The sequence below is a fragment of the Limnobaculum allomyrinae genome, assembly GCF_016649425.1.
GTDB classification, from domain to species: domain Bacteria; phylum Pseudomonadota; class Gammaproteobacteria; order Enterobacterales; family Enterobacteriaceae; genus Limnobaculum; species Limnobaculum allomyrinae.
Genome location: NZ_JADRCR010000008.1, coordinates 179,445 through 203,193, shown reverse-complemented (window position 1 = coordinate 203,193; position 23,749 = coordinate 179,445). Strand labels below are relative to the sequence as shown.

The following is a 23,749-nucleotide window of genomic DNA, read 5'->3' as shown; positions in this document are numbered from 1 at the left end:
TATGCAAACATTAATGATTATGCCTGTTTTCGCCATATTATCACTGATCGCATATCTGACTAGCCTTGGGTTGATTATTCCCAGTCTGTTAAGAAAAAAAGGCATTCATCGTCGCTGGACGCTGATATCAGCCACTATTGCGCTCGTTTTTCACGGAATCGCTCTTCAGCAGCGTATTTTTGATGTCGACTATGGACAAAATCTGAGTTTGCTTAATATTGCGTCAGGAACCAGCCTGTTGATCAGTGCCATCATGACATTTGTGGCATCTAAAGATCGCGGTTGGATATTGCTTCCTATTGTTTACAGTTTTTCCATCATCAATCTGGCGCTGGCCAGCTTTACACCATGGGAATTTATTACCCATCTGGAAGATAGCCCAACGCTGCTGGTTCATATCGTTCTGGCTCTGTTCTCTTATGCTACGTTAATTATTGCCGCGCTCTATGCCATTCAAATTGCCTGGATTGACTATCGGCTGAAAAATAAGAAATTGTCCTTCAGCCCGGATATGCCACCACTGCTGTCTATTGAGCGTAAGTGCTTTCATATTACGCAGGTGGGTGTGATCCTGTTGACGCTTACCTTACTGAGCGGCGTACTTTATCTGGATAATTTACTTGGCCAGGAGAATGTGCATAAAACCACATTATCAACCATGGCATGGCTGGTTTATCTGGTCTTACTCTGGGGCCACTACAGTAAAGGCTGGCGTGGTCGTAAAGTGGTATGGTTTAGCCTGAGCGGCGCATTTTTACTGACAATGGGTTATTTTGGCAGCCGTCTGATTCAGGAACTTTTAGCTCATTAACAGCATTTCGCTCGAGCTGTTTATATACTAATGGTATAGCTCATTATAACTGAGGACATTTATCGGTGGACGACGTATCAACCGGTACCCTAATTATCATCTTAATTGTCATGGTGCTGATTTCAGCCTATTTCTCGGCCTCGGAAACGGGGATGATGACGCTGAACCGTTACCGGCTCCGCCACCTTGCCAGTAAGGGCAACCGTCAGGCACGACGAGTAGAAAAACTACTACAACGTCCGGATCGCTTAATCAGCCTGGTTTTAATTGGCAACAATCTGGTTAATATTCTGGCCTCTTCTCTGGCTACCGTTATTGGTATTCGCCTCTACGGCAATCTGGGTGTTGCCATTGCGACTGGTATACTAACCTTTGTCATTCTGGTGTTCGCGGAAGTTCTGCCAAAAACTGTTGCAGCCCTCTATCCTGAACGAGTGGCCTTTCCCAGTAGTTTTCTACTAAAACCATTGCAAAAAATCATGGCGCCGTTGGTCTGGCTACTGAACGGTATAACCCGCCTGATCATGCATTTGTTTGGTTTACGTTCCGACGTTAAAGGCAGTGATGCCGTCAGCAAAGATGAGCTGCGGACTATTGTAAATGCCTCAAATCCGCTGATTTCTCATCGTTACCAAAGCATGTTGTTATCGGTACTGGATTTAGAAGTCGTCAATGTTGATGACATCATGGTTCCACGCCATGAGATTGTTGGAATCAATGTGAATGATGAGTGGAAAGATATTCTTAAGCAGCTAACCCACTCTCCTCACGGTCGTATTGTGTTGTACCGAGATACTCTGGATGATGCCATTGGCATGCTGCGAGTTCGCGAAGCTTATCGTTTGATGATGGAAAAAAGTGAGCTCAATAAAGAAACTATGTTACGGGCCGCGGACAAAATTTACTTTATTCCGGAAGGAACTCCACTGAACGTACAGTTAGTTAAATTCCAACGTAATCGGGAAAAAGTCGGCATCATCGTTGATGAATATGGTGATATTCAGGGACTGGTTAGCGTAGAAGATATTCTTGAGGAGATCGTGGGTGACTTTACTACCTCTATGTCTCCTTCTCTGGCAGAAGAAGTGGTACCTCAGGCAGACGGCTCAGTTTATATTGACGGCAGTGCCAGTATTCGCGAACTGAATAAAGCTTTTGGCTGGCACTTACCAACCTCGACGGCTAAAACTATTAATGGATTGCTGCTGGAACATTTTGAAGATATCCCGGTTGCCGGCACTCACGTTGACTTCAAAAACTATTCTGTCGATATCATTGAAGTAAATAACAATATGATTAAGCAGGTACTGATTCGCCCACTTAACGGTGAACCACCAGCAAAGAATCTGAAAAAGAAATAATTAACTATTGATAACTGATAAATAAAACCCGCTTTCGCGGGTTTTATCTTTTAGCAATTTAACAGCAGATATCTGACTTACAGATGCAATTCAGATAATTTTTCTGCCGGTAATGCCAGTTCGTCGTTGCGATTGACTCTGATGCCGCTGTCAATAATATGGCGGGCAATATCATGAGCCTCTTTCAGTGAATGCATTTCATAAGTACCACACTGAAACTCATTCAGTTCAGGGATCTTATTTTGATCCTGCACTTTAAGAATATCGGCCATCGCAGCTTCCCATGCTTTCGCTACCCGACCTTCTTCAGGCTGACCAATCAGGCTCATATAGAACCCTGTACGACATCCCATCGGGGAAATATCGATGATCTCAACACCATTACCATTCAAATGGTCGCGCATGAATCCGGCAAACAGATGTTCCAGAGTATGGATCCCCTTCTCTGGCAGAATTTCCATATTCGGGCGACAGAAACGTAAATCAAACACCGTGATGGTATCTCCATGGGGTGTTTGCATTGTTTTTGCAACCCGAACAGCGGGTGCAGCCATACGGGTATGGTCAACGGTAAAACTATCTAACAATGGCATTTTCGTCACCTCATAAAAAAAATAACTTTTTTTACTTAAACAGGAAACCTTTCTCGAAAACGTGAGTCCTAATAAGTACAAGAACACTCGTTATCATCATCCCTCTTTAGAGATGTTTATAAGGCCACTAGATATGTGGCCTTTCTTTTATCCAACTAACGCTGGTTTTGTTCAGCCAGATATTCATCAAAACTTATCGTATCCTGCTCTTCCAACGCCTGTTGACGACGAAGAGAAGCGACACGTTCAGATTCCATAGCGTCTTCAGTTAATACACTTAATGGTTCTGACTGTAGCATCTGACGATATTGTTCCGCCAGCGCCAAACCAAAACTGCCGATACCAACATCCTTGATGGCCTGCAGCATTCTGCCAGAGAAGGTCAGTTCAGGATCTTCAAAAGCAGATATCAATTTATTGCATACTTCCTGATATTGCGAATTTTTGTTTGAGCCATCTAACACCTCTGCAACTCGCAATAGATCGGCGAACAGTGATTTACCAACCACTTCCAACGGCTGACGAGCGGTATCACAACCAATACCAATAGTCTGCCCCGGTTTACGCCCTTCAAGTATGACCCGATTCCAGTTATGGCGAGTACACTGAAGTTCTTCACTGCTCATTTCTGGCGCATCTGCCAACGTACACCAAATCAGGAATAAATCGAGGAATCGAGCCTGATCGGCATCAATACCAATAGGTGAGAATGGGTTAATATCCAACGCTCTCACTTCGATATATTCCACGCCACCACGCAATAATGCATCGGATGGTGATTCACCTTTGCGCGTAACGCGCTTCGGCCGGATTGGTGCATAAAATTCGTTTTCTATTTGCAGAACATTACTATTAATCTGTTGGTAATGCCCATTACTCTTCTCATCTAAATGTTTAAATTGTTCAGCTGGAATTGAAATGGCTTTTTTCAATCCTTCCACATAAGTGGCCAGATTATTAAAGGTAATACCAAGGTTACTTTGAGCTGTATTAGTATAGCCCAAATCACTCATGCGTAATGAAGTCGCATAAGGCAGGTAGCAGGCTCCGCTCTTCAGTTTTTCAAAAGGCATTTTGTTTTCACGGCCTTTAATGAAAGAGGAGCAGAGCGCCGGAGAAGCACCAAACAGATAAGGGATCACCCAGCCAAAACGATAATAGTTACGAATCAAACGGAAGTACCCTTCCGAAATTTTCTCTTTACCACTTTCAGCATCAGTTATTCCTTCCCGCGCCTGCCAGAATTCTAATGGCAGCGAAAAGTTATAGTGAACACCGGAAATTGTCTGCATCAATGCGCCGTAGCGATTCTTCAACCCCTCACGATACAAGGTTTTAAATCGACCAACGTTTGAAGTACCGTACTGAGCTAACTCTATTTTGTCTTCTGAACTGATAAAGCACGGCATACTTAATGGCCACATCAGTTCAGAACCCAAATCGCGACTCACATGGCGGTGAATATCACGCAGGAAAGCCAGCAGGTGATCGACATTTTCGTCCACCGGCGTAATAAACTCGAGCAATGCCTCTGCAAAATCCGTAGTTATCCAGCGATGAGTCAATGCCGAACCCAATGATTTAGGGTGTGGGGTCGTCGCCAAATGACCATCCGGTGTTATACGAAGGGTCTCGCGTTCAATACCACGTTGAATACCATTTAGAGCCTGAGGATGCGCTTCCAGCCAGGATAGCGCTTTCGATACGTCCGGGATCAATTCGACCTCCCGTAATCAATGTTCATACAACCTGCCGAAACCGAAGATTCATATCGATACTTCTCTCTTTTGTTAGCTAAAAAAAGAGATGCCCTTTAGCGTAATCACCATCACGAGTAAATAGCGCAGTGATTTCCCTAACAGCATAAAAAAAGTAACCGACCACCAGGGTAAACGTAACCACCCGGCCAGCAGACACAATAAATCACCCATTACGGGCAACCAACTTAATAACAACGCCGGCGAACCATAGCGTTGTAGCCATTTCATAGCCAATTCTAATCGTGGGTGATGTTTAGGTATTGGCGCTATTCGGCCAATGATGACATTCGTCAGCCCTCCTAGCGTATTCCCTATAATCGCTACCACCAGCAATAACCATGGCGCGGTATTTACCGTAGTTAATAAAGTAGCAAATACTACTTCTGAATTGCCTGGCAATATAGTCGCACTCAGAAAACTACTGCTGAATAGCGCCGATAGCGATAGTGCATCACTCACAAATAACGAACATCCACGGCATCCATACCAGCAGCTTTAGCCGCCTGAAGGCCAAATGGCGCATCTTCAAAAACGATGCAAGAATCTGGAGTCACTTTCATTAGCTGCGCACAGAGCAAGAAAGTATCCGGCGCTGGTTTATGATGTTGTACATCATCAGCACCAACAATTGCCGTAAAATAATCTTTTAGACCAACGTGTTGCAAGAGTCTTTCAGCAAAACCATGCATGCTACCTGTACCTACAGCCATCGGGCGTTTCCCATGATAGGACTTAACCACCTCAACAATGGGTAATGGTTTAACCATATCCAATACCATCTCTTCGACAATATCGAATTTTTCCTGTGCTAATTTATAAGGATCCATATCAACCTGATAACTGTTGATAACAAATTCAGCAATTTTCCAGGAAGGTGAACCATTCAGAGCGATAACCTTTTCTAAATCCAGCTCCATACCATATTTTGCCAGTACCTCACTCCAGGCTTTTCGATGCCCTTCTTCGGTATCCAGCAAAGTGCCATCCATGTCAAAGATCAGCCCCTGATAGCGGTCATACATAACAGACCCCTCAATATTTAGATAACAGATAACAAACTATTCGATTACTTTAACTTAAAAGCTAATTAATGTCGCTGATTGAGTTAGCTCGATAGCAGATTATGTAACACAAGATAAATCCCTATATTTATTAAGGTTAATCATCAATACCAATAAAAAATAACTGTTTTCACGACGGCGTCATCTCTCCAGACCAACATCTTGTAACAACTACGCCACATAAATAGCGCGTTTATAGTGAATTCCATACATGATTTTATTATAATAACCAACGGCTCATTGCCAACGAACTATGACAAAACAGATTCTATGCGCGGCTTTTTTTATTTGGAAACGCGCAGAATAGGGACATATACACACACTGGAAAGTAATTCTCAAATTATGAAAGCCGTTATCGCTACATCAGCTCTGTTATTCAGTTTATCTTTCAATGCCGTTGCAGAAGAGGCGGCAGATGACGGTATTTGGGAAACCATTAAGAGCAATGTTAAACAAACCTGGAACTCCCCTACCCGTGACCTCTATGTTCCCTTAAATACATGGCATAACCGTGCCATGTATGACAAAGATAAAACCGACTCTTATAACGAGAGACCTTGGGGGGTTGGTTATGGCGTATCACGGTTTGACAATGAAGGGAACTGGCACTCTATTTACGCGATGGAGTTTCAAGACTCACACAATCAATTTCAACCTATTGCCGGTTATGGCTACCAGAAAAACTGGTATTTTGGTAAAGACAGAGATTGGCGTCTGGGGCTCGGTTTTACTGCGGCGATTACTGCTCGCCACGACTACTCCTATATTCCATTACCGTTACCACTGCCACTATTCTCGATAGAATATAAGCAGTTTGCTATTCAAAATACCTATATTCCTGGTACCTATAACAACGGTAACGTCTTATTTACCTGGGCTCGCTGGCAGTTCTAGCTGAGAGCTTTCTCAGAGCCGGTAACGTTAATCCTTTTTCTCAGGCAGGTTAACGTCCGGCCTGATTATTTAAGCCCTGTGACTAAAGTTCTATTAACATCTATGTTGAATGTAATAAAAGTAGAACTTCACTTTATCGCCTGATTATACCCTTAGCCACAGAGAGAATTTATGGATCAAGCACAACATCATCCTTCGGGCAAAACGCGTCATAAAGAGTATTCACTCATTCTGACCATGATTACCATTCCTGTACTGCTCTTTATGCAGCACAATACTAACCTTCTGATTACTGTCTTAATTAACCTTCTTGCACTGGTTACGATTCTGGGTGCAGCTTTTAGTGTGGTTCGTCACGCCGACGTACTGGCTCACAGACTGGGAGAACCCTACGGTTCACTAATCCTGAGTCTGGCAGTGGTGATACTGGAAGTCAGCCTGATTTCTGCGCTGATGGTTACCGGTGACACCGGACCAACGCTGATGAGGGATACGTTATATTCTGTCATTATGATAGTCATGAGTGGGCTGGTAGGCATATCTTTATTATTGGGTGGCCGCAAATTTGCAACCCAACACGTTAATCTGGCGGGTATCAAGCAATATTTGACAGCATTACTGCCGCTGGCAATTATTGTTTTGGTATTACCTGCGACCTTTGGCAGTGGAACTTTTAGTTCAGGTCAGCTTTTGATTATTGCCCTGTTGTCTGCTGCGATGTACGTCGTATTCCTGACCATACAAACTAAAACTCATCAAAATCTGTTTATATATGAACACGAAGATGAAGGCGATGGCCCGGACGATCATCATGGAAAACCTTCTGCTCATGGCAATGCCTGGCATGCCTGTTGGTTAGTGGTTCATTTGATCGCTGTTATCGCTGTGACTAAAATCAATGCGGGTTCGCTGGAATATTTATTAACTGAATTGCATGCACCACCGCAATTTACCGGCTTCCTGATTGCATTATTAATTCTTTCACCGGAAGGTCTGGGTGCATTGAAGGCTGTAATGAATAATCAGGTACAGCGCGCAATGAATCTGTTCTTCGGCTCGGTGCTGGCAACCATTTCTCTGACCGTACCGGCTGTCGTTATTATCGCAACCATTACTGGTCAACAGCTGATCTTTGGTCTGTCGACCTCTAACATTGTATTACTTGTTACCGTGCTGCTGCTTTGTCAGAGTTCGTTTGCAACGGGCAGAACAAATGTATTGAATGGTGCGGCGCATCTGGCCGTGTTTGTTGCTTATATGCTGGTTCTGATGATGGGATAACTTGCCCTTCTCACCAAAAACGCCACTGATTATCGTGGCGTTTTTATTTCTGCTATTCAGCGATCCCTTCTCCTGCCTGGCTTTTCATTTTTTCGCTTAATTAAACAAACACAAATGCTGTCTATTGACCATGATTAGAGGTACTTTGTGTTACGCGAATAAAGCTCAGTTTCCCCTTATCTGTATTAATAAAGGAAGGCATTATGAGTCAAAGCCCAAATATCAACCGCCGTATTGTTCTTGCCTCCCGCCCTTATGGTGCCCCTACTACAAATGATTTTCGTCTGGAACAACAGCCAATTCCTGTTGCTGGTGCGGGGGAATTATTACTACGTACCGTCTACCTCTCTCTGGATCCATATGTACGAGGGCGCATGAGCGATGCTCCATCTTATTCTCCACCAATGGAGATAGATGACGTCATTGTTGGAGGTACCGTTAGTAAAGTGGTGCAATCGAATCATCCTCAATTCCAGGCTGGTGATTGGGTAGTTGGTCAGGCTGGTTGGCAAGATTATGTGGTGACAGATGGCCAAGGCATTATCAAGCTGGATAGCGTTATTCCTCATCCTTCTTATGCATTAGGAATTCTCGGAATGCCGGGATTTACCGCCTATATGGGGCTTTTAGATATAGGTCAACCCAAATCAGGAGAGACGCTGGTCGTCGCTGCAGCAACGGGGCCTGTGGGCGGAACCGTAGGCCAAATAGCCAAGCTAAAAGGATGCCGGGTCATTGGTATTGCTGGCGGTGCTGAGAAATGTCGTTATGCGGTAGAAACATTAGGATTTGATGTATGTCTCGACCATTACCAGTCAGATTTAGCTCAACAGTTGGCCAAGGCTTGCCCTCAGGGAGTTGATATCTATTATGAAAACGTAGGCGGTAAAGTATTTGATGCTGTTCTTCCTCTGTTAAATCCACGTGCCCGTATCCCGGTTTGTGGCATCATCTCGCAATATAATGCCACTGCACTACCTGATGGCCCTGACCGGCTCAGTCTGCTTGAAAGTATTATTTTGAAAAAGAGAATTCGCATGCAGGGATTCATTATCTTTAATGACTATGCCCACCATTTTGGCGAATTCATCCAGCAAATGGGGCAATGGGTAGCGGAAGGAAAAATCAAATACCGGGAACATCTGGTTCAGGGATTAGAAAATGCACCTGATGCCTTTATCGGCCGGTTAAAAGGCGAGAACTTCGGAAAGTTAGTTATTCAGCTAGGTAATGAGAACTAATTATCATGGCTCAGCTACGATTTATCTGATTTTATTATTCGGTACACCAGCAAACCTCGTGTACCTTCCTAAGGAGATATGAATGTCCCACTTCGTCAATCCACAACGGTATGACTCTATGCAATATGCCCGTTGTGGCCGCAGCGGAATTCAGCTGCCAAAAATATCACTTGGCCTTTGGCACAATTTTGGTGATGTCACGCTGTATGAAAACAGTCGTGAAATGATCCGTACTGCTTTTGATGCAGGCATTACCCATTTTGATTTAGCAAATAACTATGGTCCCCCTCCCGGTTCAGCAGAGATTAATTTTGGGCGTATTTTGAAGCAGGATTTTCAGCACTATCGTGATGAAATGATTATCTCTTCTAAAGCTGGATACACCATGTGGCCGGGCCCTTATGGAGACTTTGGTTCTAAAAAATATCTGGTTTCCAGCCTGGATCAAAGCCTGAAGCGTATGGGTCTCGACTATGTTGATATTTTTTATCACCATCGTCCCGATCCTGATACGCCACTGGAAGAAACCATGTCAGCCCTGGACTTAATTGTTCGTCAGGGTAAGGCGCTGTATGTCGGACTTTCTAACTATCCTGCGGATAAAGCCAAAGAGGCTATTCGTATTCTAAATTCACTGGGAACACCTTGTCTGATTCACCAGCCTAAATACTCTATGTTTGAACGCTGGATTGAAAATGGATTACAAGAGGTTTTACAAGAAGAAGGTGTTGGTTCAATTGCCTTCTCACCTTTAGCTGGTGGTCTTTTAACCGATCGCTATCTATCGGGTATTCCGGAAGGTTCCCGGATCGCCAGTGACAGCCCTTTCCTCACCAGCGACCAGTTAACAGAAGCTCGAGTAACTCAAATTCGTCAACTGAATGAAATTGCCCAACGCCGTGGACAGAAACTGGTTCAAATGGCGCTGGCCTGGGTTTTACGAGAAGGGAAAGTGACCTCAGCATTGATTGGCGCCAGCAAAGTCAGCCAAATCGAAGATGCAGTGGCTACATTGAACAATCTGGAATTTAGCCCGCAGGAACTTAATGAGATAGAAACTATTCTATCCAAATAGGATAGTTAACTCAGATAGCCGCCATTAGGTTTATGGTGGCGGCTGTCTGCTATAAGAAGAAGCTGATTAGCAAATAGATATTCAGACTGACTACCAGCCCGACAATCGCCCGGCCAATATTTTGCATCAATACGCTATTAACTAAATCCCCCATCAGCTCGCGGTTTCCGGTAAAACTCAATAGTGGAATTAACGCCAACGCAATACCAAAACTAAGAAATACCTGACTGACAATCAGAATACGAGTCGCATCCATACCGCTCATAATCACAACAAACGATGGCAGCATCGTCACTGCACGGCGTAGCCAAAGCGGTATTCTGAAGTGAATAAAACCTTGCATCACAACCTGCCCGGCCATGGTTCCAACAACAGTAGAAGATAGACCCGCTGCCACCAAACTAAGACCAAAGGTCACCGCTGCAAATTTACCTAACAGGGGCTCCAGTGTGACATAAGCCTGATCAAGCTCAGTAATTCCTGTTTGCCCATGAAAGTGAAATACTGCCGCCGCCATTGCCATCATCGATAAATTAACAAAACCAGCAATTGTCATCGCCACTGCCACGTCCCATTTCGTGGCTGAATAGCGTTCTTCTCTGCTACCTTTGGAATTTTGCGTTAATGCAGAATGCAGGTAAATAACATGGGGCATGATAGTAGCGCCTAATACTCCTGCAGCCAGAAATACCGCGTCGTTATTTGGTAGCCCGGGTATTAGCATACCGGCAGACAGCTCAGTAACATCAGGGGACGAAAATACCAATTCAATGATATAGGCTCCGGCAACAAACAGCAGAAAAGCGCCAATTACCCGCTCTAAAGGCTTATCCCCTTTACTCTGTAGCATTAAAATCAGGAAGGTACAGATACCGGTTATCACGGCACCGTTTAACAAACTTACACCCAGCAATAGTTTGAATCCAATTGCTGCGCCAATAAACTCAGCCAAATCGGTTGCTATCGCAATTAACTCAGCCTGAACCCAATAAAACCAGACGATCGGACGTGGAAACCGATCGCGAATATGTTCTGCCAAATTTTTATTGGTCGCAATTCCCAACTTGGCAGAAAAAAGCTGTACCACCATTGCCATGATATTGGCCCAGACGACAACCCACAGCAGCTGATAGCCAAAAGCTGAACCAGCCTGAATATTAGTCGCAAAGTTACCCGGGTCGATATAACCGATGGCCGCAATAAAAGCAGGTCCCATCAGAGCAAGTCTAATCTTTCTCGATACTTTACCTGACTGAACTATGGCACCTGAATCTGACATGGATATAATCTCCGAATCACTACACAATTAAATGATAATGATTCTCATTCAAATATCAACTTAATTACACTTATCGTTCAGATAGGCGCAATCAAACAGCCAGATAATAATCCGCATCAAAAACCAGAAGCTGTATTACCTAAATCAACGTAAATATTGCGGTTATTATAATACAGTAGACTATACTACACCCCATAAATGCAACAATTAAGAAACCATGTGTAACAATAATTAAATTAATTAATAACATCCAAGCATCAGCTATAGAGTAAAACAATATAATCCGTTATAGCTGTTCGCAGTAAAAATATCTTCTTGATTCCATAAAAGAATAAATCTGAAGAAAAAACTTATAAGCAATTGAATTTAAATTAATATATGAAAATAAAAAATTGTTCATATCCTTTAATCAATTGAATAAAACGCGGTCATATCCACTGACAATTAATCGGAGATATCTACTATTTCTCAGCCATTTTCCTCTTTACGTACAGCAATCAAAAAACTTATAGTCCAGTAGATCTAATATTCAGTTGCGCATAATTCAATTAATTTAAAATTAAACTAAACACATCAAACAGCGGACTCGAAAAACTATGACACTCACTCCCGTAATTGCCATCCATGGTGGCGCTGGTGCTATTACCAGAACAGCAATGACCGCAGAAAAAGAGTTGGAATTTCGTCAATCGCTCTCCGAGATAGTTACTGCCGGTCAAATCATTCTTGCCGCCGGAGGAAGCGCACTGGATGCAGTAACCGAAGCGGTGAGATTATTGGAAGAGAACCCCCTTTTCAATGCCGGAAAAGGCGCAGTTTTCACTCATGCAGGAACCAACGAACTTGATGCATCAATTATGGATGGTGCTACGTTAAATGCTGGTGCTGTTGCAGGTGTATCTCATATACGTAATCCTATTCTGGCAGCGCGTGCCGTAATGGAACATAGTAATCACGTACTGTTTATTGGTGATGGCGCTGAAGCATTTGCCAAAACTCAGGGAATTGAATTTGTAGAACCTGAATACTACTTCACAGAAGCGCGCTACGAGCAGCTTCAACGTGCCTTGCTAGAGCAAAGTGGTGCTGTACTGGATCACGACGGAGCAACTCAGGCTACTCAAAAACCACAAAGCGAGCCTATCGATCCTGATAAAAAATTCGGTACTGTAGGTGCCGTGGCTATCGATATCCACGGCAATCTGGCAGCAGCCACCTCTACCGGCGGCATGACCAACAAACAAGTGGGCAGAGTTGGTGATTCACCTCTAATCGGCGCTGGCTGCTATGCCAATAACAACACTGTCGCAGTATCCACTACCGGTACCGGGGAAATGTTTATGAGAACCGTTGCTGCCTATGACGTTTCCGCCATGATGGAATATGCGGGAATGTCATTAGAACAAGCAACAAATAAAGTCGTTATGGAAAAGTTACCCGCAATTAATGGACGCGGAGGCTTAATCGCCATCGACTCAAAGGGAAATGTAGCCACACCGTTTAATAGCGAAGGAATGTATCGCGGTATTGGCCGAGTGGGGCAAGCGGTGTATGTGAATATTTATCGGGATTAGTGGTTGGTATGTGGTAGGAGGATCGCGCAAGGCCTCAACCCAGCTTACAATAAAAAAGCCGACTTTTCAGTCGGCTTCTTCGAATTTGGTGGAGCTAGGCGGGATCGAACCGCCGACCTCTTGCATGCCATGCAAGCGCTCTCCCAGCTGAGCTATAACCCCAAATATCATATGATGTGTGTCTGGTAACAACATCATCAGGACGGGCGCATAATATGAAACATCGGGGATGTCTGTCAACGGCTAATTTGCAGATTTAATCTGAATGCTGAAAAAGAGAGCAAAGCTGTGAATTTATAGACAGAAAAATAAAAAAACCGGACTTTTTACAGTCCGGCTTCCATTACTCATCTAAAAGTCTTTGAGTTACTGCATTTATTGCTGTGACTCACGCTCAGCAATAAATGCCAGTGCACGATCGATACGAGCCAGACTACGAGACTTACCCACGGCATGAACAGTTGCATCAACGGCCGGAGACTGACCACATCCAGTTACAGCAACACGCAACGGCATACCAACTTTGCCCATCCCTACTTCCAATTCAGTCGCAGTGCCTTCAATTGCATGATGTACATTCTCAACAGTCCAGTCACTAATCGCACTTAATTTGGCCCGAACCAAATCCAGAGGTTCTTTAGCTACCGGACGCAAATGTTTCTTCGCCGCATCAGCATCAAACTCATCAAACTCTTCATAGAAGTAACGGCAAGACTCCGCCATCTCTTTCAGCGTTTTACAGCGTTCACCCAGCAATTGGACAATTTCTACTAACTGAGGCCCATTCTGAGTATTAAAACCTTGCTCATGAATATGCCATGATAGATGAACTGCCACATACTCTGGTGGTAAATGGTTAATATAGTGGTGGTTTAACCACTGTAACTTTTCAGTATTAAAGGCACTGGCTGATTTACTTACGGCATCTAAAGTAAATAGTTGCTTCATTTCATCAACGCTAAAGATTTCCTGATCGCCGTGTGACCAGCCCAGACGAACCAGATAGTTCAACAGTGCTTCCGGTAAATAACCCGCATCGCGATACTGCATCACGCTAGCCGCACCATTTCGCTTAGACAGCTTTTGACCATCATCACCCAGAATCATTGAGACGTGAGCATATTCAGGAATAGGCGCGCCCAAAGCTTTCAGAATATTAATTTGACGAGGCGTGTTGTTTATATGGTCTTCCCCACGGATCACGTGAGTAATTTCCATATCCCAGTCATCAACCACCACACAGAAGTTATAGGTTGGAGCACCATCGGTACGACGGATAATCAAATCATCCAGCTCCTGATTACTGATTTCAATCGGGCCACGGATTTTGTCATCAAAAATAACCGAACCTTCCTGCGGATTCAGAAAGCGTACTACATGAGGCTCATTATCAGCATGGTTACACTGGTCATGGCGGCAGTGGCCGTCATAACGCGCTTTTTCACCGCGAGCCATTTGCTCTTCACGTAGTGCTTCCAGACGCTCTTTCGAGCAATAACACTTATAAGCAGTACCGGCAGTTAACATTTCATCAATAACGGCATTGTAACGGTCAAAACGTTTGGTCTGAAAATAGGGACCTTCATCCCAATCAATACCTAACCAGTTCATACCATCCATAATCGCATCGATTGCTTTTTGGGTTGAACGCTCCAGATCGGTATCTTCAATTCGTAAAACAAACTCACCGCCCAAATGACGTGAAAACAGCCAGGAATAAAGCGCGGTACGGGCACCACCGACATGTAAATCACCGGTTGGACTTGGAGCAAAACGTGTTTTTATTTTCATGGACATTGAGCGTTAGCCTTGTTGCAAGATTTAATCAGCAAAGATCAATTTAATATCTGTCTTTCACTATAGTGGGGCACATTCTATCACTCCATGCTGAATCCTCAATGTTCAAGGCGCACTGAAAACAGAGATAAATTTAAAAAGAATTTGCCATACTGACTAAAATTACGACGAACAGTCAGTTTCATTCAAAAAATCATTGACTCAGTTGGACGGTTCCCTATAATGCACCTCCACACGAGAAGGGTGATTAGCTCAGTTGGTAGAGCACCTCCTTTACACGGAGGGGGTCGGCGGTTCGAGCCCGTCATCACCCACCATTCTTTGTGTAGTTTTATGTAGTGCAGTAAAAACGCAGTAAAAATAACAGCATGTAGTTTTTGGGTGATTAGCTCAGTTGGTAGAGCACCTCCTTTACACGGAGGGGGTCGGCGGTTCGAGCCCGTCATCACCCACCATTAATTGTGTAGTGTAGTAAAAATAGCAGTATATAGTTTTGGGTGATTAGCTCAGTTGGTAGAGCACCTCCTTTACACGGAGGGGGTCGGCGGTTCGAGCCCGTCATCACCCACCATTAATTGGGTCGTTAGCTCAGTCGGTAGAGCAGTTGACTTTTAATCAATTGGTCGCAGGTTCGAATCCTGCACGACCCACCAATTATGGATAGTTTGTAAAAAGTTAGAAATGGCGCTCAAAGCGCTTTTTTTATATAAACTTCCAGCGTGGCCCGGGTGGTGGAATCGGTAGACACAAGGGATTTAAAATCCCTCGGCGGCAACGCCGTGCGAGTTCAAGTCTCGCCCCGGGCACCATTTCAAGTTCAGCTTCCCACTTGTCTTCTGTTTCTGTTAACAATCCATATAAAAAAAGAGCCTGAAAAATCAGACTCCAAATAACCTTATCCGCGTTTTAACGGCCGGATAACACTATCCAGCCCTTCTATTTTTAATGCTAACGTCAGCTCCATCAATTGCCCTAATGAGCCAACCGGAAAACCTTTTTTGGCAAACCACAATAGATACTCGTCAGGTAAATCTACCAACATTCTGCCCTTATATTTACCAAACGGCATTGGCGTGTTGGCAATCTGAAGCAAATGCTCTTTCTCTATCATTCCATTAATATCCTGTTTATTGCTTATGCGCCAAGCAAACGAATCATCTCTGCTTCATCAATCACCGGAATATCCAACTCCAGGGCTTTAGCCAATTTTGAACCCGCAGCTTCGCCGGCAATAACCATATCGGTCTTTTTCGATACGCTACCACTAACTTTTGCGCCTAAGGCAATTAATTTGGCTTTAGCATCATCCCGGGACATTTGACTCAGTGAGCCAGTAAGTACTACCGTTTTCCCCGCAAAAGGGCTATCTATCTCTTCGGCGACAATCACAACAGGCGCCGGCCAGTGAATCGCTATTTCCGGGCCGGTTAGTTCGTTAATAATTTTCTGGTTATGCTCTTCACGTAAGAAATTAAAGGTGTGTTTGGCCACAACTTCCCCGACATCCTGTACGGTTTTAAGCATATCCATATCCGCAGCTTGCAAAGCCTCAAGAGAACCAAAATGGCTGGCAAGATTAGCCGCCGTAGTCTCTCCAACCTCACGAATACCCAGAGCAAACAGAAAACGAGCAAAGGTGGTATTTTTCGATTTTTCCAGAGCTTCAACCAGATTCTGTGCTGACTTTGGCCCCATACGTTCAAGGCGACTCAGAATACCAATCGACAGACGATATAAATCCGCTGGCGTATGGACATACTCTTTATCCACTAACTGCTCAATGATCTTATCTCCCATCCCTTCCACATCCATTGCCCGACGAGAGACAAAATGTTTCAGAGATTCTTTTCTTTGTGCAGGACAAACTAAACCACCGCTACAGCGAGCTACCGCTTCGCCCTCAATCTTTTCAACACTTGAACCACATACCGGGCAATCAGTTGGAAAAATAATTTCTTTTGCGTCTGAGGGACGCTCTGAGGCGATAACTCCCACTACTTGAGGGATAACATCACCTGCACGGCGAATCACCACCGTATCACCGATACAGAGCCCTAATCGTGCAATTTCATCGGCGTTATGCAAAGTCGCATTGCTAACAGTGACGCCGGCAACAGTAACTGGCTCCAGACGAGCAACTGGCGTTATTGCGCCGGTACGCCCTACCTGAAATTCAACGTCACGTAATACCGTCATCTGTTCCTGGGCTGGAAACTTAAATGCCGTTGCCCAGCGAGGTGCTTTAGCCACAAATCCCAGTTCTCTCTGCAGGGCTAAATCATCTACCTTGATAACAACACCATCAATATCAAAACCAAGATTGGGACGCTGCTCCTGAACCTGATGATAAAAATCCAGTACCTGTTGACTACCTTTACATAGCCGAATACGATCGCTGACAGGTAATCCCCAACGCTTAAATTGCATCAAACGCTCCCAGTGGCTATCAGGAAGCTCTCCCCCATCGATCAAACCCACACCATAGCAAAAGAACGTTAATGGCCTTTTAGCTGTAATCCTTGGGTCCAGTTGCCTTAAAGATCCAGCTGCGGCATTACGTGGGTTAGCAAACACTTTCTCATGGTTGCGTCGCGCGTGCTCATTTAACTGTTCAAAGCCTGATTGCGGCATAAAAACTTCACCCCGAACTTCAAGACGACGCGGAATATTCTCTCCGGTCAAACGTAAAGGAATGGCCCCAATCGTCCTCACGTTCGAAGTAATATTTTCTCCAGTTGTGCCATCTCCCCGGGTGGCTCCTTGTACCAGACGACCATCTTCATACAACAGGCTGACGGCTAAACCATCCAGCTTCAGTTCACAACAAAACGTTATCTCTTCATCACTCTTTAAGCGATCGTGTAAGCGTTTATCAAAAGCTAAGTAGCTTTGTTCATCAAATACGTTATCCAGCGATAACATGGGAACTTCATGGGTTACCTGCTCAAATGCAGATAGCGGGGCTGCACCAACCCGTTGTGTTGGTGAATCATCGGTAATCCATTCAGGATGAGCAGCTTCAATGTCACGCAGTTCACGCATCAAACGATCGTATTCAGCATCAGGAATTTCTGGTGCATCAAGAACATGGTACAGATATTCGTGATGACGCAATTGTTCGCAAAGTTCAATCAAGCGCTGCTTAAGGGATTCCATAACTCACTCACTGATAATGATAAAAAACCCCCGGCTGGCGGGGGTTTTATTGAATAAACAGATAATTAACTAGTAGCCTTACTCATTATGATTACTTGGATGTATTCTCAAGTACTTCTCTGATTTGGGCCTTATAAGTTTCAAGCTTTTGCGGAGTTATCATATGGCGGGCATCATCTAAAACCACGCCACCAACATCGTCCGCAATACGTTGTGCCGACTGAAGCATCAGTTTAAAATTCTGATGAGCATTACCATAAGATGGCACCATCATAAACATGGATATACCTGGTGTTGAGAAGTCAGCCATATTTTCCGGATCAAACGAACCAGGCTTAACCATATTTGCCAGGCTAAACAATACCGGACCGCTTCCAGCAGGATCCACATGGCGATGAAATATACTCATCGCGCCAAACTTAAATCCTGCATGCAGAATACTTTGTAGTAGTACATCGCCAGCAATACTACCGCCATTCAAAGCCGAAACATGCAATACAATGACCAGTTCCTGTGGTTTATCAGTTAACTGGGCTTTAGTCTCTTCCTGTACCTGTTCTGAAACAGCAATAACTTCATCTGTTTTTTGCTCTGCAGCTTTAGGTTCTTCCGGAAAAGCTAAAACATCATCAAAAGACATCTGAATTGGTGAAACCTTATCATCTTCAGGCTCCAGTTCTAATTCAGATTCTGGCTGTTTCAACTCATTTGATACTAATGAGAACTCTGGCAATGGATCATTTTCCACAACCGGTTCCTGGGCAGATAATGGATCGGTTCGAGATACTGAAACAGGACGAATACGAACCTCTCCAACCCCTTCCTCTAAAGAATCAAAAGGTTTTGAGTTTTCCTGTGTTATCCCACGCTTCAGTGGTTTATCCCGAAAAATTGACGAGCGTTCCTTACGGCTGATCCATAAACCGTGTATTAACAACGCTAAAATTGCTATAGCTCCAACAACTATCAATACTAGACGCAAATTCTGCATCATCGCTATCTCTGCTCTTCTAATACATGCCACCGCGGCAAACATTCACCCTACTAATCTATTTGTCCGCGTATCCAAGTGCAAGCCTGTGCTTGATTTTATTGTCGATAAATACGTTTTTTTACTTTTTTGCTTACTTTTTAGTCTTCACAAAGTTCGCAATGTATTTATCATAGAATATGATAACCTGATTTGCGTTTATAACTGGAACTTTTAATGCATGACAATACAATCTGATCAATATGGCCAAACCGCTAAAAGTGGTTTTCACTATATCACACAAGGCTTTAAGCTTGTTACTCTTCCTGGTATCAAACGCTTTGTTATCCTTCCCTTGTTAATCAATATTTTGCTAATCGGTGGGGCATTCTGGTGGTTATACAACCAGTTAGGTGAGTGGATCCCCACTATTATGAGCTATGTTCCAAACTGGCTACAGTGGCTGAGTTATTTGCTCTGGCCTGTGGCAGTGATCACAATTTTGCTAATTTTTGGTTATCTGTTTAGTACCATAGCTAACTGGATCGCGGCACCATTTAATGGCCTACTGGCAGAAAAACTTGAAGCTAAACTGACAGGAAAACCATTACCTGATACCAGCATCATTAAAGACATTCCACGTATAATGAAACGCGAATGGCTAAAACTGGTTTATTACCTGCCTCGAGCCCTGCTGTTATTGATTCTCTATTTCATTCCTGGTGTTGGTCAAACGATATTCCCTGTTTTGTGGTTTCTGTTTAGCGCCTGGATGCTTTCCATTCAGTACAATGACTACCCTTTCGATAACCACAAAGTCAGTTTTAAAGATATGAAATTAACGCTGGGTCAGGAAAAAATCCGAAACATACAGTTCGGCGCAGTCGTTAGCCTGTTTACCATGATACCGTTTCTTAATCTGTTTATTATGCCGGTTGCCGTGTGTGGTGCTACGGCGATGTGGGTTGAGAGGTATCGGGGGAAGTTGGTTGAAAATACTTAAGAAATAAATATGGTAAATTGTTTATATACAAAATAAGTATAGCGACGACTACTTACCATTTAGGGAAAGCTTTCGCATAATTAGGGTCAAAAGGCCCTTCTTTAATTTCTAGCATAAGTGTTTGGTTAGAAATACATTCTACACTGTGAATTTCACCAGGAGAAAATTCAACCAATGAGCTATTTTCTCCTGGCCCAGCTAAAAATGTATTTATAATGTCACCTCCCTCATCATAAATACACACTCTAATACAACCATCCAGCACACTAAACATTTCCCATTGATTATGTAACTCATGAAAATGTGGTTCAACATAACTTCCTTTGATTAAAGCAATCAATAAACGCTGAACTTTATCTTGGTGAGAATAATGTAATTGGTAGTGCGCTCGTTTTCTCTCTGAAATATTAGCTTGTTTATAAAGCTCCTCAATAATTTTTCGATCTATCATTCGCATTTTAATTACCCAATCCTCTTTCAATCTGTTGTGCAGCTGAATTTACAGAAAACTGCTCAATCAATAATTTCTTAGCATTGCATCCAAGTTCACTACGTAATGAATTATCGCGATAAAGCTTTGAAGCTGAAGAAAACAGAAGTTCATCCTCACCATTGATATGAATTAAGCCTGCATTATGATTGTTTATTATATTTAACAAATCATTTCCTGCATTTACGCTTCCTAAAATTGGCAATGACTCCACCATATATCCAAGTAATTTACCTGGGAAATTATGTGCAGAGTGATGTACTGATAGAGAAAACAGACCAACATCTATTTCTGAAAGAATACGTTTAAACTCATTTTGATCAACCGATGGTAAATAAGAATAATTCGACAAATTCCATTTTTTAGCTAATTGATTGATCAATGTAACTTCATCACCTTGCCCGATAAATAAAAAATGAGCATTTTCATACACCTGCATTCGTTTAACCAGACGCATTAAATTTGCCATATCTTGTGCATGACCGATATTTCCACCATAGAAAAAAATGATTTTATCCTGAATATTCAACTTATTTCTAATACTAACATAATCATCATCACGAGAAGATACATGGTTCACGCTAGCCCAATTATGTAATACTTCACAAGAGTAATTTTTATTAATCGAACAAAATAATTCTAGATTATTCTCTGACATAAGACCAATTTTATTTGCCTGCTTATAAGATTGACGCTCAAAAAATCTAAAGTATTTTTCAATTAATGACCCCTGTTTTATTATTCCTGCATCAATTACCCATTGTGGGAATAAATCGCGCAGAACAAGGTAGCTTGGGCAGTTACAACGTTTTTTAATTTTTTTTACTATTCCTCCCCAAAAAATAGAAGGGGAATAATAAACAATACCGTCAAAAGAATCAGACATTACGGATGAATTAATTGCCCGCCATGCCTTAAATGACAACAAAGTTTCATTTATTGCTCGTCGAATCTTACCCACATTCTTTATTTGACCATTTTTAAAACGCCATACAGTAATACCATCAATTTTCTCAATATATAATTCATTATCTTGTTGGTAACTTGGTGTAATAACTGTAATTTTGTGTCCCCTGGAATAAAGCTCAAGAGCCAATTCGTGGAACATTTTCGCTCCTACTCGCGTACTATGAGGCAAATAATCATCAATGATTAAGGCAAGTTTCATTAATACTCTTTCCAAACCACTCGTTTAACATAATCAGTATAAGAATGAATAATTCTAACAACCTTATCTGAAACATTTGGCATACTGTAATCATAGACTTGACGAAGTAAACGATTTTCGCCTCTAGGCTGCGTTTTAATAATATCTAAAGCTTGTAAAATGCGTTCTATTTCCAAACCGACCATCATCACAGAACCTTCTTCAACTGCTTCCGGACGCTCATGGGCTTCACGAATATTTAGCGCTGGGAAATTCATAATTGATGACTCTTCCGAGATTGTACCGCTATCAGATAATACTGCTAAGGCATGCTTTTGCAGATGATTGTAGTCGTGAAAACCCATAGGTTTTAGAAGCTGTATATTCTTATGGAATTCAATCCCGGCAGCCTCAATACGATTACGAGTTCGAGGGTGAGTAGAAATAATAACCGGTAGGTCATATTGTTCTGCAAGTGTGTTTAATATATGAGCCAACTTTTCAAGCTGCTTCGGTGAATCAACATTTTCTTCACGATGCGCACTAACAACGAAGAAAGTATTTTCCTTCAACTTTAAACGTTCAAGAATATCTGAACGATCAATCTGCTCCATGTAATGATTTAAGACTTCATACATTGGGCTACCTGTTTTGATCACTCTGTCAGGAGAAAGTCCTTCGCTCAATAGATAATCACGGGCAATAGTGCTATAAGTCATATTGATATCCGCTGTATGATCAACAATGCGGCGGTTTGTCTCTTCAGGGACTCGCTGATCGAAACAACGGTTTCCCGCCTCCATATGGAAGATAGGCACTTTGCGACGTTTAGCTGGTATGGCTGAAATACAAGAGTTGGTATCACCCAGAATTAACATAGCTTCTGGTTGAACATCTTCCAGAACCTCATCAACTTTGATAATAATCTGACCAATAGTCGTAGCTGCATTTTTACCAGCAGCGTTAAGAAAATAGTCTGGTTTACGGACACCAAGATCAGTAAAGAAAACTTCGTTAAGTTCAAAATCGTAGTTCTGACCCGTATGTACGATAATATGATCGCAAAATTGGTCTAATTTCGCTAACACCCGTGACAAACGAATAATTTCAGGACGGGTACCTACTACAGACATCACCTTCATTTTTTTCATTATAAAGCTCTCGGTATAGTATCAGGTACAGACTTATCAAATATTTCATTAGCCCATAACATAACGATTAGCTCATTTTCGCCTGTATTTGTTATGTCATGAGTCCAGCCAGGAACAGACTCAACTATGGTATAGCTATCAGACGAAGTATCTAAGCTGTATTGCTCACCTGTAATAACATGTTCAAATCTAAAGCAAGCGCTTCCCTGAATAACTAAAAATTTTTCATTTTTAGAATGATGATAATGTCCACCTCGAGTAATACCTGGATGTGCGGAAAAAAAGGAGAACTGACCAGAATCCTGCGTTTTTAGCATTTCACAGAAAACACCGCGCTGATCACTATAAGATGGAACTGAATAACTAAACTGTGTAGGAGAAAGATAACTAAGCCAAGTTGAATATAACGCACGGCAAAAATCAGTTCCTACAGCTTCGGTAATAAGTGTACGGCGACTTTCTTTAAACTTATAAAGTAATTCAGCAACTTCACCAACCGTTGTTTTGTATTCCGGGCTGACTGTTCTGTAACCACTTAAAGATGTGTTTTGTAGCAAAGAGATTAATTCGGAACAAACGTCATCTATATAAACCAATGTTACTGCGGCAGCAGGATCATGAATAGAAATTTCGATATCAGAAGCAATATTGTAACAGAAGGTTGCAACAAATGAATTGTAATTTGGCCGACACCATTTTCCGAAAACATTTGGGAAGCGGTAAATAAAGGCTTTCGCACCCATTTTCTGTACGTAATTATTTAAGGCTATCTCTGCCGCAGCTTTACTTTTACCATAAGGATTATCGTATTCTGCCTGAGTCGAAGAACTCAGCATAAAAGGTGTCGTCAAATTACTTTCTACTAATGTGTCGATGATCTTCTGGGTTAGCTCAGAGTTACCAATTTGAAACTCATTGTCATCCTTCGGGCGGTTAGTACCCGCTAAATGAAAAATAAAATCAGCAGCTTTAACAGCAGATAACAGTTCATCTTCAGTAGCTGTGCGATCAATTTTGATCAGATCGTTGTAGCCGACTTCTTCCAAACGAAGACAAAGATTACGGCCAATAAAACCTTCAGAACCAGTGACAAGAATTTTCATA

At 42.7% G+C, this 23,749-nt stretch carries 21 protein-coding genes and 6 tRNA genes; 13 read left to right on the top strand and 14 right to left on the bottom strand.

From position 1 onward, the window contains the following. Window positions 1-19 precede the first annotated feature (19 nt). Entirely contained in the window at window positions 20-811 is a 792-nt protein-coding gene (locus I2494_RS15360; RefSeq protein WP_218467769.1) for a cytochrome C assembly family protein, read from the top strand. A 65-nt stretch (window positions 812-876) separates the two neighbouring features. Next, a complete protein-coding gene (locus I2494_RS15355; RefSeq protein WP_218467740.1) occupies window positions 877-2,172 on the top strand; it encodes a CNNM domain-containing protein in 1,296 nt (431 codons plus the stop codon). A 77-nt stretch (window positions 2,173-2,249) separates the two neighbouring features. Here I2494_RS15355 and luxS read toward each other — a convergent pair whose 3' ends face one another. From luxS to yqaB, 4 genes are all read right to left on the bottom strand, one after another. Beyond that, window positions 2,250-2,765: an S-ribosylhomocysteine lyase gene (luxS, locus tag I2494_RS15350; RefSeq protein ID WP_218467739.1), complete on the bottom strand. Its 516-nt coding sequence runs from the start codon at window positions 2,763-2,765 to the stop codon at window positions 2,250-2,252. Between the two features lie 155 nt (window positions 2,766-2,920). Then, window positions 2,921-4,483: a glutamate--cysteine ligase gene (gshA, locus tag I2494_RS15345; protein WP_218467738.1), complete on the bottom strand. Its 1,563-nt coding sequence runs from the start codon at window positions 4,481-4,483 to the stop codon at window positions 2,921-2,923. A gap of 72 nt (window positions 4,484-4,555) precedes the next feature. Continuing rightward, the gene (locus I2494_RS15340; RefSeq protein WP_218467737.1) at window positions 4,556-4,984 is read right to left on the bottom strand and encodes a YqaA family protein; all 429 of its coding nucleotides are present in this window, start codon (window positions 4,982-4,984) and stop codon (window positions 4,556-4,558) included. Further along, on the bottom strand, window positions 4,981-5,547 hold the full coding sequence (gene yqaB / locus I2494_RS15335) for a fructose-1-phosphate/6-phosphogluconate phosphatase (RefSeq protein ID WP_218467736.1): 567 nt from the start codon (window positions 5,545-5,547) through the stop codon (window positions 4,981-4,983). Before yqaB ends, I2494_RS15340 begins: the two co-directional genes overlap by 4 nt. 382 nt (window positions 5,548-5,929) lie before the next feature. Between yqaB and pagP the strand changes: the two genes are divergently transcribed. The 4 genes from pagP (at window position 5,930) to mgrA (ending at window position 10,078) form a co-directional block, all read left to right on the top strand. After that, on the top strand, window positions 5,930-6,481 hold the full coding sequence (gene pagP / locus I2494_RS15330) for a lipid IV(A) palmitoyltransferase PagP (protein ID WP_218467735.1): 552 nt from the start codon (window positions 5,930-5,932) through the stop codon (window positions 6,479-6,481). A 171-nt stretch (window positions 6,482-6,652) separates the two neighbouring features. Continuing rightward, window positions 6,653-7,762, top strand: coding sequence for a sodium-potassium/proton antiporter ChaA (chaA, locus tag I2494_RS15325; RefSeq protein WP_218467734.1), 1,110 nt, complete (start codon window positions 6,653-6,655; stop codon window positions 7,760-7,762). Between the two features lie 203 nt (window positions 7,763-7,965). Then, a complete protein-coding gene (locus tag I2494_RS15320) occupies window positions 7,966-9,003 on the top strand; it encodes an NADP-dependent oxidoreductase (RefSeq protein WP_218467733.1) in 1,038 nt (345 codons plus the stop codon). 82 nt (window positions 9,004-9,085) lie between these two features. Beyond that, the gene (gene mgrA / locus I2494_RS15315) at window positions 9,086-10,078 is read left to right on the top strand and encodes an L-glyceraldehyde 3-phosphate reductase (RefSeq protein WP_218467732.1); all 993 of its coding nucleotides are present in this window, start codon (window positions 9,086-9,088) and stop codon (window positions 10,076-10,078) included. A gap of 49 nt (window positions 10,079-10,127) precedes the next feature. Here mgrA and I2494_RS15310 read toward each other — a convergent pair whose 3' ends face one another. Continuing rightward, window positions 10,128-11,357: an Nramp family divalent metal transporter gene (locus I2494_RS15310; RefSeq protein WP_218467731.1), complete on the bottom strand. Its 1,230-nt coding sequence runs from the start codon at window positions 11,355-11,357 to the stop codon at window positions 10,128-10,130. 596 nt (window positions 11,358-11,953) lie between these two features. On the opposite strand from I2494_RS15310, the gene I2494_RS15305 reads away from it, so the two are divergent. Then, window positions 11,954-12,931, top strand: coding sequence for an isoaspartyl peptidase/L-asparaginase family protein (locus tag I2494_RS15305; protein ID WP_218467730.1), 978 nt, complete (start codon window positions 11,954-11,956; stop codon window positions 12,929-12,931). 86 nt (window positions 12,932-13,017) lie between these two features. Here the strand turns inward: I2494_RS15305 and I2494_RS15300 are convergent. Next, window positions 13,018-13,093: transfer RNA gene (locus tag I2494_RS15300), tRNA-Ala, on the bottom strand. A 213-nt stretch (window positions 13,094-13,306) separates the two neighbouring features. Next, window positions 13,307-14,722, bottom strand: coding sequence for a glutamate--tRNA ligase (gltX, locus tag I2494_RS15295; protein WP_218467768.1), 1,416 nt, complete (start codon window positions 14,720-14,722; stop codon window positions 13,307-13,309). Between the two features lie 247 nt (window positions 14,723-14,969). On the opposite strand from gltX, the gene I2494_RS15290 reads away from it, so the two are divergent. From I2494_RS15290 to I2494_RS15270, 5 genes are all read left to right on the top strand, one after another. Continuing rightward, window positions 14,970-15,045, top strand: a tRNA-Val gene (locus tag I2494_RS15290). A 62-nt stretch (window positions 15,046-15,107) separates the two neighbouring features. Continuing rightward, window positions 15,108-15,183 (top strand) — tRNA-Val (locus I2494_RS15285). A gap of 40 nt (window positions 15,184-15,223) precedes the next feature. Beyond that, window positions 15,224-15,299: transfer RNA gene (locus I2494_RS15280), tRNA-Val, on the top strand. A 6-nt stretch (window positions 15,300-15,305) separates the two neighbouring features. Next, window positions 15,306-15,381, top strand: a tRNA-Lys gene (locus I2494_RS15275). Between the two features lie 69 nt (window positions 15,382-15,450). Continuing rightward, a tRNA-Leu gene (locus I2494_RS15270) sits at window positions 15,451-15,537 on the top strand. An 86-nt stretch (window positions 15,538-15,623) separates the two neighbouring features. On the opposite strand, the gene I2494_RS15265 is transcribed toward I2494_RS15270, so the two are convergent. From I2494_RS15265 to zipA, 3 genes are all read right to left on the bottom strand, one after another. After that, entirely contained in the window at window positions 15,624-15,839 is a 216-nt protein-coding gene (locus tag I2494_RS15265) for a DUF3820 family protein (protein ID WP_218467729.1), read from the bottom strand. A 23-nt stretch (window positions 15,840-15,862) separates the two neighbouring features. Beyond that, on the bottom strand, window positions 15,863-17,884 hold the full coding sequence (gene ligA / locus I2494_RS15260) for an NAD-dependent DNA ligase LigA (protein ID WP_218467728.1): 2,022 nt from the start codon (window positions 17,882-17,884) through the stop codon (window positions 15,863-15,865). Between the two features lie 91 nt (window positions 17,885-17,975). Further along, window positions 17,976-18,878, bottom strand: a complete 903-nt coding sequence (gene zipA / locus I2494_RS15255) for a cell division protein ZipA (protein ID WP_218467727.1) — start codon at window positions 18,876-18,878, stop codon at window positions 17,976-17,978. Window positions 18,879-19,095: 217 nt separating this feature from the next. Between zipA and cysZ the strand changes: the two genes are divergently transcribed. After that, window positions 19,096-19,857 carry a sulfate transporter CysZ gene (gene cysZ, locus I2494_RS15250; protein ID WP_218467726.1) on the top strand — a complete coding sequence of 254 codons (762 nt, stop codon included), beginning with the start codon at window positions 19,096-19,098 and terminating at the stop codon, window positions 19,855-19,857. Between the two features lie 52 nt (window positions 19,858-19,909). Here cysZ and I2494_RS15245 read toward each other — a convergent pair whose 3' ends face one another. The 4 genes from I2494_RS15245 to wbjC are packed head-to-tail and all read right to left on the bottom strand — an operon-like array spanning window position 19,910 to window position 23,748. Further along, window positions 19,910-20,314 carry a WbuC family cupin fold metalloprotein gene (locus tag I2494_RS15245; protein WP_218467725.1) on the bottom strand — a complete coding sequence of 135 codons (405 nt, stop codon included), beginning with the start codon at window positions 20,312-20,314 and terminating at the stop codon, window positions 19,910-19,912. Between the two features lies 1 nt (window position 20,315). Continuing rightward, the gene (locus I2494_RS15240) at window positions 20,316-21,515 is read right to left on the bottom strand and encodes a glycosyltransferase family 4 protein (RefSeq protein ID WP_218467724.1); all 1,200 of its coding nucleotides are present in this window, start codon (window positions 21,513-21,515) and stop codon (window positions 20,316-20,318) included. Beyond that, on the bottom strand, window positions 21,515-22,645 hold the full coding sequence (wecB, locus tag I2494_RS15235) for a non-hydrolyzing UDP-N-acetylglucosamine 2-epimerase (RefSeq protein ID WP_218467723.1): 1,131 nt from the start codon (window positions 22,643-22,645) through the stop codon (window positions 21,515-21,517). Before wecB ends, I2494_RS15240 begins: the two co-directional genes overlap by 1 nt. Continuing rightward, complete coding sequence (wbjC, locus tag I2494_RS15230) at window positions 22,645-23,748, bottom strand: UDP-2-acetamido-2,6-beta-L-arabino-hexul-4-ose reductase (protein WP_218467722.1); 1,104 nt, start codon at window positions 23,746-23,748, stop codon at window positions 22,645-22,647. The genes wecB and wbjC overlap by 1 nt, the downstream gene beginning before the upstream one ends. Window position 23,749: the final 1 nt, after the last annotated feature.